Origin of the sequence: Streptomyces rimosus (assembly GCF_008704655.1) — a bacterium.
Taxonomy (GTDB): Bacteria; Actinomycetota; Actinomycetes; order Streptomycetales; family Streptomycetaceae; genus Streptomyces; species Streptomyces rimosus.
On sequence record NZ_CP023688.1, the window covers coordinates 2928659 to 2944553 of the forward strand.

Annotated in this window: 9 protein-coding genes; 4 read left to right on the plus strand and 5 right to left on the minus strand. The window is 73.0% G+C overall.

The window, feature by feature from the left end; genetic code table 11:
* Nucleotides 1–45 precede the first annotated feature (45 nt).
* Nucleotides 46–1269, minus strand: coding sequence for a L,D-transpeptidase (locus CP984_RS11900; protein WP_226048800.1), 1224 nt, complete (start codon nt 1267–1269; stop codon nt 46–48).
* A 222-nt stretch (nt 1270–1491) separates the two neighbouring features.
* Nucleotides 1492–2691 (minus strand): L,D-transpeptidase, encoded by a 1200-nt coding sequence (locus CP984_RS11905; protein WP_003982887.1) that lies wholly within the window; start codon nt 2689–2691, stop codon nt 1492–1494.
* 466 nt (nt 2692–3157) lie between these two features.
* On the opposite strand from CP984_RS11905, the gene glgX reads away from it, so the two are divergent.
* From glgX to CP984_RS11920, 3 genes are all read left to right on the plus strand, one after another.
* Nucleotides 3158–5389, plus strand: a complete 2232-nt coding sequence (glgX, locus tag CP984_RS11910; protein WP_030179000.1) for a glycogen debranching protein GlgX — start codon at nt 3158–3160, stop codon at nt 5387–5389.
* 81 nt (nt 5390–5470) lie between these two features.
* Nucleotides 5471–7357, plus strand: coding sequence for an ABC transporter ATP-binding protein (locus tag CP984_RS11915; RefSeq protein ID WP_078586840.1), 1887 nt, complete (start codon nt 5471–5473; stop codon nt 7355–7357).
* A complete protein-coding gene (locus CP984_RS11920) occupies nt 7354–9369 on the plus strand; it encodes an ABC transporter ATP-binding protein (protein ID WP_003986158.1) in 2016 nt (671 codons plus the stop codon). The genes CP984_RS11915 and CP984_RS11920 overlap by 4 nt, the downstream gene beginning before the upstream one ends.
* Before the next feature lie 95 nt (nt 9370–9464).
* Here CP984_RS11920 and CP984_RS11925 read toward each other — a convergent pair whose 3' ends face one another.
* Nucleotides 9465–10943, minus strand: coding sequence for an MFS transporter (locus CP984_RS11925; protein WP_003986159.1), 1479 nt, complete (start codon nt 10941–10943; stop codon nt 9465–9467).
* A 622-nt stretch (nt 10944–11565) separates the two neighbouring features.
* Here CP984_RS11925 and rox point away from each other — a divergent pair.
* A complete protein-coding gene (gene rox, locus CP984_RS11930) occupies nt 11566–12993 on the plus strand; it encodes a rifampin monooxygenase (protein ID WP_003986161.1) in 1428 nt (475 codons plus the stop codon).
* Nucleotides 12994–13126: 133 nt separating this feature from the next.
* On the opposite strand, the gene CP984_RS11935 is transcribed toward rox, so the two are convergent.
* Together CP984_RS11935 and CP984_RS11940 are read right to left on the minus strand one after the other, a co-directional pair.
* Nucleotides 13127–14650: a carboxylesterase/lipase family protein gene (locus CP984_RS11935; RefSeq protein WP_003986164.1), complete on the minus strand. Its 1524-nt coding sequence runs from the start codon at nt 14648–14650 to the stop codon at nt 13127–13129.
* A 127-nt stretch (nt 14651–14777) separates the two neighbouring features.
* Nucleotides 14778–15881, minus strand: coding sequence for an NAD(P)/FAD-dependent oxidoreductase (locus tag CP984_RS11940; protein WP_003986165.1), 1104 nt, complete (start codon nt 15879–15881; stop codon nt 14778–14780).
* Nucleotides 15882–15895 lie beyond the last annotated feature (14 nt).

A 15895-nucleotide genomic window follows, 5' to 3' on the forward strand; every position in this document is an offset into this window, starting at 1 on the left:
GGCACCCTTCGGCCAAGGCCCCGGCCGCCCGCCCCGCACCCGGCCCTACCGGCCGGACCGCCACTTGTCCCAGGACATGTTCCATACGTTCAGGCCGTTGTCCGGGGCGATCGTTTCGTCGTGGGAGTTCACGACCGTGACCACATCGCCGATGAGGGAGTTGGCATAGAACCAGGCGGCCGGGGTCGAGCTGTCGCCGCCGCCGCGCTGGTCGAAGAGGCCGACGCAGCCGTGGCTGGCGTTGCGGGAGCCGAACGTCGAGCGTCCCGACCAGTAGTTGCCGTGGATGAACGTGCCGGAGGTGGACAGGCGCATCGCGTGCGGCACGTCGGCGATGTCGTACTCGCCGCCGAAGCCGACGGTCTCCCCGTTCATGCGGGTGACCTCGTGCTTCTCGCTGATCACCATCTGGCCGTTGTACGTCTCGGTGCCCGGCCCGCCCGCGGTGACGGGGATCGTCTTGATCTTCTTGCCGTCGCGGACGACGGACATCTCCTTCGCCTTGACGTCGACCGTGCTGATCTGGCTGCGGCCGATCGTGAAGGATATGCGCTTGGTCTGGGTGCCGTAGACGCCGGGCCGGCCCTCGACGCCCTTGAGGTCCATGCTGAGCGTGACCTTGGTGCCGGGCTTCCAGTACTTCTCCGGGCGGAAGTCGAGGCGGTCGTTGCCGAACCAGTGGCTCGCGATCGGGACCGCGGGCTCGGCCGTGACCTTGATCGCCTGCTCGATCCGCTCCGGGTCGGTTATCCCCCGGGTGAAGTTCACGGAGACCGGCATGCCGACGCCGACGGTCTGGCCGTCCTCCGGGACGTACCGGCCGACGAAGGTGTTCTTGGGCACCAGGGTGGTGAACGTCGCGTGCCGGGCCGACTCGCGCAGCTGGTCGTCGACCGCGACGGCGTCGACCTTGTACGTCGTGGCGGCGCGCAGCTTGCCGGTGGGCTGCCAGACGGAGCCGCCGCTCAGCTTGCCCGCGACCGGGGCGCCCTTGTCGTCCACGACCTTGACCGAGGTCAGCCGGCCCCCCGAGGCGCTGACCTTCAGGCCGCCGTCGGTGGCCACGTCCTTGGCGCCGTCCTTGGGCGTGATCGTGACGTTGGCCTGGGAGGGCTGCTTCTCCGGGTCGGTCCCGCCGCCCTTGCCCTCGTCACCGCCTCCGCAGGCGGTGACCAGTATCAGCAGCGCCGCCAGCAGCAGCGCGAGCACCCCGCCGCTCCGGCGCGGCCCCGCCCGTCGCGCCCCCGTCACCGGCTGACCCTGCTGCACGTTCACGACTGGCCCCTTTTTCCCTCGCCCGGCCCGCAATCCCCCGTACGCGTCTATCTACCCACGCACGCTCAGCCGATAGGTAACCACACCGCACCGACAGTGGCTTCACCCGGCGATGTCACCGTTCGGCCTCAAGTGGTAGGCGTGGGGCGGGATGCCACGAAAGGGGGTCCGGTTCGCCCCGAAGTCGGCCGGATCGCTCCCCGTGTTTCTGTGCCTCTACGGCAGCGCGGAGCCCGCGCGCCACTCCTGCCACGGCATGTTCCAGCCACCGAGCCCGTTGTCGGGCGCGACCTCGCGGTCCCGGGAGTTCACGACCTCCACCACGTCGCCGACCAGCGACCGTTCGTAGAACCAGCCGGCCGGGGTGTCGGGACCGCCGCCCTGGATGTCCCGCAGCCCGACGCAGCCGTGGCTGGTGTTGGTCCCGCCGAAGGTGCGCGGGGGCGCCCAGTAGTTGCCGTGCAGGAACGTTCCCGAGGTGGTCAGGCGCAGGGCGTGCGGCACGTCCGGGATGTCGTACTCGGCGCCGAAGCCGACCGTGTCCCCGTCCATGCGGGTCACCGCGTGCCGTTCCAGGATCACCATCTTCCCGTTGTACGTGGGGCTGCCGGGGCCGCCCGCGGTCACCGGGAGCGTCGCCAGCCGCCGTCGGCCGCGCCACACCGTCATCGTGTGCGCCGCCGCGTCAACCCTGCTGGTCTGATCCCGGCCGATCCTGAAGCGGACCGTCTTGCGCTGCGTACCGAGCACGCCGGGCGCCGCCCGTACGCCGCGCAGCCGCAGGTCCATCGTGACCTGCGTACCGGGCCGCCAGCGGGCGCGCGGCCGGAAGTCGAGGCGGCGGGCGCCGAACCAGTGCCCGGTGACCTCGGTGGCGGGCCGCGCGGTGGCCGAGACGGCGCGCTCGACGGCCGCGCGGTCGGCGACCGGCCGGTTGAACTCCAGCGAGACGATCATGCCGGTGCCGACGGTGGCGCCGTGCTCGGGCGTGAAGAAGCCCACGAGGCGGTGCGGGGGCACGTACGTGGTGAAGGTGGTGTGGCGGGCGGACCGGCGGCCGTGCCCGTCCAGCGCCACCGCGTCCACCGTGTACCGGGCGGCCGGCACCAGGCGGGCGTGCCCGGACGGGCGCCAGCTCAGGCCGTCCGGGGCGATCCGACCCGGCACGGGGGTGCTCCCGTCGTCCTCGATACGGCTGACCGCGACCCGTTCCAGGCGCCCGTCCGGCACCCGCACCACGACGCGGTCGGTGGGCCGTACGTCCTTCGTGCCGTCGTCCGGCGACACCCGGATCGCCTCCTCGGGAGAGCGCGGTTTGCCCCCGGCCACCACGTCGGCGAGGCCGCAGCCGGCCAGCGCCGCCGCTGCCGTCAGGACGGCGAGGGTCAGGACCGCGGCCGTCACCGGGGACGGCACCCGGCCGCTGTGGGACGGCCGGCTCCCTGCCGTACGCCGTACCGAAGGCGCCGGCACGGTGGTGGTACGCCCGGAAGGCCGCCGTACGGGAATCCGCCGCCCCATGTCCCGATATGTCACGCCGCGATAGGTCACGGACAGATCAACGAGGCCCCCGGCGCGGAGGAAACGTGAGGCGGCGGCCCGTTGCGGGAAGAACTCAGGGGAGGACGGGCCGGGTGTGCGGCCGGGACGCCGCGCGGGCCCGCCCGAACGAGCCCGAGCCGCGGGAGGCTGCCCTGTGTCGAGCGCACCCGAGCAGGAGTCGGTATCGGACGTGCGGGGCGAGGACGGCGGGCGCGGCGGACAGCACGGCCGCGGCGGCCCCGGGGGTACGGCGCGGCCCGTGGGCACCGAGGGCCCGGACGCCGCCAACGGCACGGAGGCCGGGCACGGCGCCGCGCCCGTCAACGGCCACCGGGTCCGCGTGCCCCCCGCCCGGGAGGCCGGCCCGTCCGCCGCGCCGGACGCGGACATCCGCGCCGCGCCACCGCCCGTACCGGTCCGGCCCGGCAGCCCGCAGCCTCTCGGGGCCCGCTTCCGGACGGGCCCCGACGGCGTGGCGGGCACCAACTTCGCCCTGTGGGCTGGCGGCGCCGAGTCCGTGGAGGTGTGCCTCTTCGACGACGAGGGACGCGAGACGCCGCACGAGCTCACCGAGCTGACGCACGAGATCTGGCACGGCTTCCTGCCCGGCGTCCGGCCGGGCACGCGCTACGGATACCGCGTGCACGGCCGCTGGGACCCGTGGACCGGCGCGCGCTGGAATCCGGCCAAGCTGCTCCTGGACCCCTACGCGCGCGCCGTGGACGGCGAGTTCACGCTGCCCGCCCAGGTGTACGGGCATGTCCGCGACTGGCCCCAGCAGCACATCGCCGACACCGTGCGCGACGACCGCGACTCGGCCCCGTACGTCCCCAAGGGCGTCGTGGTCGGCGACGCGGACCCGGAGGAGGGCGGGGACGAGTGGATGGACGACCGGCGGCCGAAGACGCCGTGGTCCGACACGGTCCTGTACGAGCTGCACGTACGCGGGTTCACCATGCGCCACCCGGGCATCCCGGAGGAGCTGCGCGGCACGTACGCGGGCCTGGCGCACCCGGCCGCGATATCCCACCTCACCCGCCTCGGCGTGACCGCCGTCGAGCTGCTGCCGGTGCACCAGTTCGCCCATGAGGACCATCTGCTGCGGCGCGGCCTGCGCAACTACTGGGGCTACAACTCCATCGGGTACTTCGCGCCGCACGCGGGCTATGCCGCCACCGGCACCCGCGGCCAGCAGGTCGGCGAGTTCAAGCGGATGGTACGGGCCCTGCACGACGCCGGTATCGAGGTCGTGCTCGACGTGGTCTACAACCACACGGCCGAGGCGAGCGAACTGGGCCCCACGCTGTCCTTCCGCGGCATCGACAACCGCGGCTACTACCGGCTGTCGGACGGCCGCCACTACGCGGACTACACGGGCTGCGGCAACACCCTGCACGTCGTCCAGCCCAACGTGCTGCGTCTGATCACCGATTCGCTGCGCTACTGGGTCACCGAGATGGGCGTGGACGGCTTCCGCTTCGACCTGGCGGCGGCCCTGGCCCGTTCCATGCACGACGTGGACATGCTCTCGCCGTTCCTCGCGGTGATCGCCCAGGACCCGGTGCTGCGCCGCGTCAAACTGATCGCCGAGCCCTGGGACGTCGGCTCCGGCGGCTATCAGGTCGGCGCCTTCCCGCCGCTGTGGACGGAGTGGAACGACCGCTATCGCGACACCGTGCGCGACTTCTGGCGCGGCGCGCACCCGGACGTACGCGACCTCGGCTACCGCCTCTCCGGGTCCAGCGACCTGTACGCGTGGGGCGGCCGCCGCCCGTACGCCTCGGTCAACTTCATCACCTCGCACGACGGCTTCACCCTGCGCGACCTGGTCTCGTACGGGTACAAGCACAACGCGGCCAACGGCGAGGGCAACCGCGACGGCACGGACGGGAACCGCTCCTGGAACTGCGGCGCGGAGGGCGAGACCGACGACGACGGGATCCGGGCGCTGCGCCGCCGCCAGTTGCGCAACATGATCACCACGCTGCTGCTGTCCACCGGTGTGCCGATGCTCGTCGCGGGCGACGAGATGGGCCGTACGCAAGGCGGCAACAACAACGCGTACTGTCAGGACAACGAGACCAGTTGGGTGGACTGGTCGCTCCTGGAGGACCCGGGCTGGCGCGCGCTGGCCACGCTCGCGTCCCGGCTGATCGCACTGCGCCGCGACCACCCCGTACTGCGCCGCCGCGCGTTCTTCTCCGGGCGCCCGCAGCGCCCCGACGGCCTGCGCGACCTGGCCTGGTTCACCCCGCGCGGCACGGAGATGACCGAGGCGGACTGGTACGCGCCCACCCCGTCGCTCGGCATGTACCTGTCCGGTACGGACATCCCGCAGCGCGACCCCGAGGGCCGCCCGGTCATCGACGACAGCTTCCTCGCCGTGCTGCACACCGGCCACCGCCCGGCCGGTTTCACGCTCCCCGGGCCGCCCTGGGCCGACGGCTACGAACTGGTCGTCGACACCTCCCGCGAGGACCAGGACGGGCCGCCCGGGACCACGCTGCCCGCCGGCACCCGGCTCGCCGTCCCCGAGCGGTCGGTACTGCTGCTGCGCGTGGTGGCGGACTGACACCTCGCGTCCCGAATCCCCCACGCATACCGGCGAAAACCCGGTGAGCGATGTCAGTGGCGAGCCGTACTCTCGGTGCTGATGGCCGAGACAGCGAAGGTGACGAGTCCCCGAACCGACGATCTTGCCCGCGGCCCCGCGACGGCGCGGCACCCGGAGCCCCGGCGCTCCGCGGTGCGCTCCCTGCTGCGGCTGTGGCCGTTCGTCCGCCCGGTGCGGACGCGGCTGTTCACGGCGGCGTTCGTGGCGATCCTCGCGTCCTGCATCGGGCTGGTCATCCCGCTCGTCCTCAAGTGGCTGGTGGACGGGCCGATCGCGGAGCGGGACCCGGCCGGGGCGTGGCTGGGCGGCGGGTATCTGCTCCTGCTCGGCCTCGCGGAGGCGGGCCTGTTCGGGCTGCGGCGGTGGCTGGTGGCGCGGCCGCTGGCGAGCGTCGAGGCCGCGATGCGCGACAGCCTGTACCGGCACGTCCAGCGCCTGCCGGTCGCCTTCCACGACCGCTGGGCCTCCGGCCAGCTGCTCTCCCGGGGCACCACGGACCTGCAACTGCTGCGCCTGTTCCTGGCCTTCCCGCTGACGTTCCTGCTCGTCAACGCCACCACCATCGTGGTGGGCTGTGTGATCCTGCTGGTCCAGCGCTGGACGCTGGGGCTGGTGCTGCTGGCCCCGATCGTGCCGCTGATAGTGCTCTGCTCGGTCTTCGAGGCGAGGTACGCGATCGCCGCGCGCCGGGCCCAGGACCAGGTCGGCGACGTGACCACGGTCGTGGAGGAGTCGGTCCTCGGCATCCGGATCATCAAGGGCTTCGGGCGGCACCGCAGCCAGGCCCGGGCGTTCCGGGCGCTGACGGCCCGGCTGCGCACGACCGAGCTGCGCAAGGCCCGGCTGCTGGCCACCCTGTGGGCCTTCATCAACGCGCTGCCGGAGCTGGCCATCGGGGCGGCGCTGGTGCTCGGCACGGTCCAGGTGGCCGACGGCGACCTGTCCGCGGGCACCCTCGTCGCGTTCCTGTCGACGGCGCTGGCCCTGATGTGGCCGGTGGAGTCGATCGGCTTCCTGCTGGCGATGAGCAACGACGCCGCGGCGGCCACGGACCGGTACTTCGAGGTGCTGGACGCGCCGGTGGCCGACCGGGACGACGTACGCGCGGCGCCCGGCGGAAGACCGGTACCGGCCGCCCCCGACCCCGAAACGGCGGGCCTCGCCTTCCACGACGTCACCTTCCGCTATCCGGACGCGCCCGCCGGGGCACCGCCCACCCTCCAGGGCATCGACCTGCACATCCGGCCCGGCGAGACGCTGGCCCTGGTCGGCGCGACCGGCAGCGGCAAGACCACGCTCACCGCGCTCGTCCCCCGGCTGTACGACGCCACCGGCGGCCGGATCACCCTGGACGGCACGGACATCACGACGCTCACCCGCGACGAGCTGCGCGCCCGGGTGGCGGTGGCCTTCGAGGAGCCGACGCTGTTCTCCGCGACCGTGGCGGAGAACGTCCTGATGGGCGGGGCGGACGCCGGTCCGGACGATCTCGTACGGGCGCTGCGCGTCGCCCAGGCCGACGGGTTCGTGGACGCGCTGCCCGACGGCCGTGACACCGAGGTCGGCGAACAGGGGCTGAGCCTGTCCGGCGGGCAGCGGCAGCGGCTCGCGCTGGCCCGCGCGGTGGTCGGCCGGCCCCGCTTCCTGGTCCTGGACGACCCGCTGTCGGCGCTGGACGTCCACACGGAAGCGCTGGTCGAGGCCGCGCTGCGGCAGGTGTTGGCGACCACCACCGCCCTGGTCGTGGCACACCGCCCGTCCACGGTCCTGCTAGCCGACCGGGTGGCGCTGCTGTCCGGCGGGCGCATCGCCGCCCTCGGCACCCACCACGAACTGCTGCGGGAGAACGCCGAGTACGCGGCGCTGATGTCCGGTGCCGCCGACGACGGGAGCGCCGTCCGACGCGAAGGGGAGAGCGTGCGATGACGACGAGCACGGATGCCGGTACGGCCACGGGCGGCGCGGCGGACGACGACGGCCGTACGGCCACAGGCGGCACATCGGGCAGCGACAGCCGTACGGCCACGGGCAGCCCAACGGACAGCGACCGCCATACGGCCACAGGCGCGGCGCCGAAAGGCGACGCCCCGCCCCCAGTCGCCGCCAGACCCGACCCCTTCGAGCAGGACGTCCTGCCCACCGCCAAGGGCGCCTCCCGCTCCCTCCTGGGGTCGCTGCTGCGCCCGCACACCCGCCGTGTCTGGGTGGCGAGCGTCCTCCTCCTGCTCCAGCAGGCCGCCGTGCAGGCCGGGCCGCTGCTGGTCGCGTTCGCCATCGACCATGCCGTGCCCGCCCTGCGCGAGGGCCGGCACGGCCCGCTGATCATCGTGGCCGCGGCCTATCTGCTGTGCGCCACGGCCTCCGGCGGCCTCCAGTACGTCTTCATCCGGCTCGCCGCGCGGATCAGCCAGGACGTCCTGCTCGACCTGCGGGGCCGGATCTTCCGGCACGGCCAGGCACTGAGCCTGGACTTCCACGAGCGCTACACCTCCGGCCGCCTGATCTCCCGAGCGACCACCGACGTGGAGGCGCTGCGCGAGCTGCTGAACGAAGGGCTCCAGGAGCTGGTCTCCATCATCCTGGCCACGGTCTACATCACGGCGACGCTGCTCTACCTCGACTGGGGCCTGGGCGCCGCGGCCGTGGCCACCGCCGGGCCGCTCTACCTGCTCGTCCGCTCCTTCCGGCGCCGGTCGAGCCGGGTCTACAGCGAGAAGTCGTCGGCGATGGCCGCGGTGATCGTGAAGTTCACCGAGACGATCAACGGCATCCGGCCGGTGCAGGCGTGCCGGCGCGAGCGCCCCAACGACGCCGCTTTCGCCCGGCTCAACGGCCGCCACGAGCGCGTCAACGGCGACGCGATACTGGAAATGGCCCGGTATGTGGTCTCCTCGCGCCTGGTGGCCAACGTCGCGGTGGCCGCGCTCGTCCTGTGGGGCGCGTACCGCGTGGCCTCCGGCGGCCTGGCGCTGGGCGTCCTGGCGGCCGCCGCACTGTATCTGCGCCGCCTGTACGACCCGATCGACCGCCTGGGCATGTTCCTCAACTCCTACCAGTCGGCCGCCGCTTCACTGGAGAAGATCGCCGGACTGCTCGCCCAGCGCCCGAGCGTCCCGGAGCCCGCCGATCCGGTACCGCTGCCGGAGCGGCCCGGCTCCCGGCCGGGCCGCGAGGTCGTCTTCGAGAACGTCCGCTTCGCCTACCGCACCGGCGGCGAGGTGCTGCCGCGCTTCGACCTGACGCTCGCCGCGGGCCGTACGGTCGCCGTCGTCGGCTCGACCGGCGCCGGCAAGTCCACGTTGGCCAAGTTGTTGGCCCGTTTCTACGATCCTTCCCCAAGCTCTCAGCTCCGTTCGAGCAGGGGAGACCCCAACGATGGATCTGTCCGCGTGGACGGCGTGGACCTCCGCGACCTGTCCGCCACCGACCTGCGGCGCGCGGTGGTGATGGTCACCCAGGAGGCGTTCCTCTTCTCCGGTACGGTCGCCGAGAACATCGCCATCGGCCGCCCGGACGCCACCCGCGAGGAGATCGAGCGGGCCGCCCGCGCCATCGGCGCCCACGACTTCATCGCGGCCCTGCCGGACGGCTACGACACCGACGTACGCAAGCGCGGCGGCCGGATCTCCGCCGGCCAGCGCCAGCTCGTCGCCTTCGCCCGCGCCCTGCTCGCCGATCCCGCCGTACTGATCCTCGACGAGGCGACCAGCTCACTCGACATCCCCGGCGAGCGCGCGGTCCAGCGCGCCATGGACACGGTCCTGCACGGCCGTACGGCCGTGGTCATCGCCCACCGCCTGTCCACGGTCGAGACGGCCGACCGGGTCCTGGTGATGTCCGAAGGCCGCATCGTCGAGGACGGCACCCCCGCCGAACTCATCGCGAACCGGGGCCGGTTCGCGGAGCTGCACGAGGCGTGGCGGGAGAGCGTGGGGTGACCGGCGGGTGGTGCAGGTTTCCGCGTGATCATGGGCACCGTTAGCAGGGAAAGGGGGCGGCGGCACCGTCCGTGCCGCCGCCTTGGCGCTCTGTCTCAGTCGGCCGGGTCGTCCGTGTGCTTGGGCAGGCAGAACATCAGGGCCCACATCAGGGCGAGGAGACCACCGACCCACCACAGCACGGTGATGAACGCGTCGCGGTTGAGTCCGGCGCCGAGCGAGCCGCCGGTGGTGGCGAAGAACACCAGGGCGGTCAGCGCGGTACCGAGGGCGATGCCCAGGTGGATGGCGGTGTTGAACAGGCCGGAGGCGGCTCCGGCGTTCTCGTGCGGGACGCGGGCCAGCGACAGATCGGCCAGCGGGCCGCTGACCATGCCGAGGCCGAAGCCGATCAGTACCACCGGAGCGGTCATCGCCGGCAGGGTCAGGTCTGCCTGACCCGCGGCGGCCTGGAGTCCGTAGGCGGCCATCGAAGCGGCCGCGATGAGGGCTCCGGCCTGCGGCAGCCGGCGGGCGAAGCGCCCGCCGCTCTTCGCCACGATCGTCGCACCGGCCAGCTCACCGAGGGAGAGCAGCACGAAGGCCAGGGCCGCGTGGAAGGGGCTCATGCCCAGGCCGCGCTGGAGGTAGAGGGTCCAGGTCATGAAGAACAGCCCGCACAGCAAGCCGTGCGTCAACTGCGCGGCCATGCCGCCGGAGAACTGCCGGCTCCGGAAGAGGGACAGGGTCACGAGCGGGGCGTCGCCCTGCTTGCGCCGCTGGTGGCGCAGGAAGACGCCGAGCGTGAGGAGGCCGGCGGCGAGCAGGGCGAAGCACCACAGCGGCCAGTGATGGAGGTGCCCCTCGCTGAGCGGGAAGACGATCAGGACGATGGCCAGTGCGGACAGCAGCATGCCGGTGAGGTCGGGCCGGTCGGCCTTCTTCACGGTCGACTCGGGGATGAACCGGCGTCCCAGGAGGAGCACGGCGAGGCCGACGGGCACGTTGAGCAGGAAGATCGGCCGCCATGACTGCCCGAACAGGTCCGCCTCGGTCAGCAGACCACCCATCACCGGGCCCAGGACATTGGCGAGCGACATGACGGCCCCGTACAGACCGAACACTTTGCTGCGGTTCCGCCCCTCGAAGGTGACATGGAGGGTGGCCAGGATCTGCGGGATCATGATGGCCACGCCCACGCCCTGGAGCCCGCGGGCGCCGATCAGGACGCCGGGCCCGGCAGCGAGGCCGCACAGCAGCGAGGCCGTGGTGAACACGACGGTGCCGATGAGGAGGATCCTTCGCCGGCCGTAGAGGTCGCCGAGGCGTCCGCCGGTGATCAGCCCGACGGCGATGGGCAGGGAATAGCCGGTGGTCAGCCACTGCACCGCGTCCGGTCCGGCGCCGGTCGACTCCTGGATCGCGGGCAGGGCGGTCAGGACGACCGACTGGTCGATCATGTCCATCAGCTCGGCGCCCAGCAGCACCAGGAGGGCGATCCAGGCAGCCAGGCCCATCTTCGACAGGCCGGGTGTGGGGTGGTTCGGGGGCGGGGTGGTCTGCTGCGGCTCGTTGTCGAGCGCGGAGGAAGACACGACGGGAACTCCTGATCCAAAGGAATCGGGGAGCCCTGCCGACGGCCGCACCGGGGCCGGAAAACACGAAACCCGGGGCAGACGGCAGAGCTGCACCCGGGAAATGACAGAAAACTGCCGGGAGGGGTGACGCAACTCAGGCCAGCGCGACGTCCGCCCCCGGACACGTGCGACACAACAGCACGCGGGGAACGCGGACGACTACATGGCCTGGTTGATAGGACGTCACCTCAAGATCGACGCAGAAGGAACAGGAATCCGATCACTGTCACCGACACCTCGGGACAGGAACCGATCCACCATACGACACGCCCGGCCCCGCGCACATCAGGTCGCGGGCCTGCCCCCTGCCGGGCCGACCGGGTGCGGAAATCCCCACCCCCGCGGGAGCCAGTGCTCACAAAGATGCACTCCCTACAGGTGGATGCGGCCCGCCGCCACCGCCCACGAAAAAGGGCAGGGAAAACGTCCTCTCCCTGCCACTACTAACCTATAGCACACCAGGGGGCTTGCGGCAAGGCCCCGGTGCTGCCGCAGAATCGTCGTCCTAAGGCAGAACCTGCGGAAAAAGTGGGTTCGCGAAATACGCACGCTTTTGCCGGCGTGTGGCATGGGGGTTTCCGTGAGGGACGTAATCGTGGCCGGTGCCGGGCCGACCGGTCTGATGCTGGCCGCCGAGCTGCGGCTGCACGGCGTGGACGTGCTCGTACTGGACAAGGAGCCGGCGCCGACCAAGGTGGTCCGCGCGCTCGGCCTGCACGTGCGCAGTATCGAGGTGATGGAGCAGCGCGGGCTGCTGGAGCGTTTCCTCGCGCTCGGCAAGCGGTACGAGGTCGGCGGTTTCTTCGCCGGTATCAGCAAGTCGTGGCCCGAGCGGATGGACACCGCGCACGGGTACGTCCTCGGCATCGTGCAGACCGCCACCGAGCGCCTGCTGACCGAGCACGCCATCGAGCTGGGCGCCGAGATCCGGCGCGGCTGCGAGGTGACCGGGCTGCGCCAGGACGCGGACGGGGTGACCGTGGAGCTGGCCGATGGCGGCGAGTTGCGCTCGCGCTACGTCGTGGGCTGTGACGGCGGGCGCAGCAAGGTGCGCAAGCTGCTCGGCATCGGCTTCCCCGGCGAACCGAGCCGGCGTGACACGCTGCTGGGCGAGATGGCGCTGACCGCGTCGCAGGACGAGCTGACGGCCGTGATGACCGAGGTGCGCAAGACGCAGCTGTGGTTCGGCGCCATGCCCCTCGAAGAGGGGCTGTACCGCGTGATCGTGCCCGCCGCGGGGGTGGCGGAGGACCGCACGGTCCCGCCGACGTTCGAGGAGTTCAAGCAACAGCTGTGGGCGACCGCGGGCACCGACTTCGGTGTGCACTCGCCGCGCTGGCTCTCCCGTTTCGGCGACGCCACCCGGCAGGCCGAGCGCTACCGGGACGGCCGGGTGCTGCTGGCCGGGGACGCGGCGCACATCCACCCGCCGACCGGCGGGCAGGGCCTGAACCTGGGCATCCAGGACGCGTTCAACCTCGGCTGGAAGCTGGCCGCCGAGGTCGCCGGCTGGGCGCCGGAAGGGCTGCTGGACAGCTACGAGACCGAGCGGCACCCGGTGGCCGCCGCCGTCCTGGACAACACCCGCGCGCAGGTGCTGCTGATGTCCACCGAGCCCGGCCCTCAGTCGATGCGCCGGCTGCTGGCGGAGCTGATGGAGTTCGAGGAGGTGAACCGGTATCTGATCGAGAAGATCACCGCGGTGTCGGTCCACTACGACTTCGGCGAGGGCCATGAACTGCTCGGCCGGCGGCTGCGGGACGTGGCGCTGAAGCGGGGCCGGCTCTACGAGCTGATGCACCGCGGCCGCGGCCTGCTGCTCGACCAGACCGGCCGCCTGTCGGTGGCGGGCTGGGCGGACCGGGTCGACCACGTCGTGGACGTCAGCGAGGAACTGGACGTACCCGCGGTGCTGCTGCGGCCGGACGGGCACGTGGCGTGGGCCGGTGAGGATCAGCGGGAGCTGGACGCCGCGCTGCCGAGGTGGTTCGGCGCGGCCGGCAGCTGAGCGCGGGGCCCTCGCCGCGCGGGCGGTCCTCCTCGGACCGGTGCGCCCGTGCGACCGCGGCTCCCTGAGACCGACGGCGGCCCGCTGCTGCCCCCCTGATGTCCGGCTCGGAGCCCTGCGGGCGGGGCGAGGGTCAGGGCCGCAGCGCGAGCGGGGAAAAGGTGTGGTCCTGCCAGATGAGGCGGGAGGTCCGCTCCGGGTCGGCGGTGACGGCCGGGCGGGTGTCGAAGAGCTGGACGAGACGCCGGTCGCCGTCGTACGCGGGCCAGCCCGGGTCGCCGTCGGCGGCGAACGCCGTCCACGCGGCGCGCATCCGGGCCGACAGTATTTCCGCCCCCGGGGAGGGCGCGTCGCCGATCAGTACGGCAGGCTGGCCGCGGTCCAGGTTGCCGAAGACCAGTGGGACGTCCAGACCGTGGCAGGCGCCGAAGACGCCGTCCATGCCGGGCGCCGGCCAGGTCAGCTCGTAGACATGGGCACGGCCCCCGGCGGCGGCCTGGGCCTCGGCGAGGTGGAGGCTCGGCATGCGGAACAGCCAGTCGGACTGGACGCGTTCGTACAGCTCGTCCGGGCTCGCGGACGGGAAGCCGTCGCGGTACCGGCGTGCGCCGTCCGGGCCGGGGGCGAACCGGCGCAGCGCGGTCCCGGCCTGTTCGGGCGACACCTGGCCGAGCAGGCCGTCGATCACGGTGAACAGCCGCTGCTCGTCGCGGGTGTGGCCGACGAGGAGCGGGATGCCGCGGGCGGCGCCGCCGGCCACGGCCTGCCACGGTGTGACCGGCAGTGTGTCGCCCTCGACGACCGGTGCGACCGGGATGGTCCGGTGGGCGACGGCGCCCCAGCGCGACGCGTGCCGGTCCATCGTCGCGCCGACCGCGTCACACGCGGCGGACAGCCGGGCCGGTGCCACCGTGCGCAGGTCGCCCACCGTGGGCTTCCGCCCCAGCTCGGCGGCGCAGGCGGCGGCGATGTCGGCGGCCAGCTCCGGTGCGAAGAACGTGCCCTGCACGCTCTGCGCGACGGCCCGGCCGAAGAGTCCGGCCGCACGCGGCATGGCCAGCAGCGCGGCGATCGACCCGGCGCCCGCGGACTGGCCGAAGACCGTGACGCGGTCCGGGGCGCCTCCGAAGGCCCGGATGTTGTCCCGCACCCACTCCAGGGCGGCGATCTGGTCGAGCAGGCCCCGGTTGGCGGGCGCCCCGGCGAACTGTCCGAAGCCCTCCGGGCCGACGCGGTAGTTGAACGTCACCACGACGGCACCGGCCCGGGCCAGGCGCCCTCCGTCGTACTCGGGCAGGGCCGACGTGCCGATCGTGTAGGCGCCGCCCTGGATCCACACCATCACCGGCAGCCCCGCGCCCGGCCCCGACTCGGGCGTCCAGACGTTGAGCGTCAGCCAGTCGTCGGCAGCGTCCTGCGACAGTGCCTCCATGCCGAAGTGGCCGCCCTGCGGGGGTGGTGGTCCGTAGGAGAGGGCCGGTCGTACGCCGTCCCACCCGCGAGCCGCCCGCGGCGCGGCGAACCGCAGCTCCCCGACCGGCGGTTCGGCGAAGGGAATGCCGCGGAAGACGGCCACGTCTGCTTCCCGGCTGCCGCGCACGGTTCCGGCCTGCGTACGGACTTCGGGCCCGGACGGCTCCGACACTGCACCGGTCATCACGACTCCCCCTCCGGCCGGACGGAGCGCGGGCACAGGGGTGTGCGGCGGCCCCGTCGCTCCGCATGGTCCCGCCGCCTCCCGGTGCCGCGCCAGCCATTTACGGGGCCCGACGCCCCGGCCCGGCTCAGCGGCGCAGGGCCAGCACCGTGCCCCTGGTGACGGCCTCCTTGAAGCGGGCCGAGGCGCGGCCGGTGAGCACCGCGGCGACCGGACTGTCGTCGGCCCGGGTGAACTGGGTGAGGCCGTCGTGACGGCCGAGGCTGATGTTCTGCCAGACGTACCGCAGTCGAAGCGGCTTGACGGTGGTGCCGGTGAGCGCGGCGGCGACGCTCTTCGCTACGTAGCCGCCCATCGGCAGTCCCGTCTGGCACGACATACGGGAGGCGGTGCCGTCCGGTCCGTACGCCGCCACCGCGTCCCCCGCCGCGAAGACCTCCGGGTGGGAGAGCGAGCGCAGCGTCGGGTCCACCGTGATCAGGCCCCGCGCGTCGACGGCGAGCCCCGCCTCGCGCGCCAGGTCCGGGACGCGGAACCCGGCTGCCCAGACGACCGTCCCGGCCGGGACCTCGCCGCCGTCGGCGAGCACCAGCCCGTGTGCGGCGACCTCGCGGACGCGGGTGTGTTCGCGGAGGGTGATGCCGCGCCGGTGCAGGGCTCCGCGCAGGTGGCGCCTGCCGCGCTCCGAGAAACCGGCCCCCAGCTCGCCGTCCGTGACCAGGTGGACCGCGCGTCCCGGGTGCGCCTCGGCGAGTTCGGTGGCCGCCTCGATGCCGGTCAGCCCGGCCCCGGCCACGGCCACCGGCTCCCGCCCGTCCGCCAGGCGTGCACGCAGCCGTACCGCGTCCTGGTAGGTGGCCACCGCATAGGCGTGCGTGGCGGCTCCGGGGACGGCGGCGGTGTCGGCTCCGCTGCCCAGCGCGTAGACCAGGGTGTCGTAGGCGACGGTGTACGGGGCGGAGTCGATCCGCACCGTACGGGCGGCGGCGTCGACGGCGGTCACCCGGGCGACGACCAGGTCGATGCCCGTACCGGCGAGAAGGGTGCCGAGCGGCCGGTCGGCCAGCCGCTGCCCCGCGGCGAGCTGGTGCAGCCTGACCCGCTCGACGAAGTGGCCGACGGCGTTGACCAGGGTGATGCGTACGCCGTGGCGGCGCAGCCTGCGGGCCATGCCCTTGGCGGCGGACAGTCCGGCGTACCCGGCTCCCAGGACCACGATGTGATGTGTCATGCCACCTGAACCGG

Excerpts from the sequence above, each read along its gene's own strand:
- CP984_RS11915 (WP_078586840.1), top strand. The coding sequence starts at position 5,471 with ATGGCCGAGACAGCGAAGGTGACGAGTCCCCGAACCGACGATCTTGCC.
- CP984_RS11920 (WP_003986158.1), top strand. The coding sequence starts at position 7,354 with ATGACGACGAGCACGGATGCCGGTACGGCCACGGGCGGCGCGGCGGAC.
- CP984_RS11935 (WP_003986164.1), bottom strand. The coding sequence starts at position 14,650 with ATGACCGGTGCAGTGTCGGAGCCGTCCGGGCCCGAAGTCCGTACGCAG.
- CP984_RS11940 (WP_003986165.1), bottom strand. The coding sequence starts at position 15,881 with ATGACACATCACATCGTGGTCCTGGGAGCCGGGTACGCCGGACTGTCC.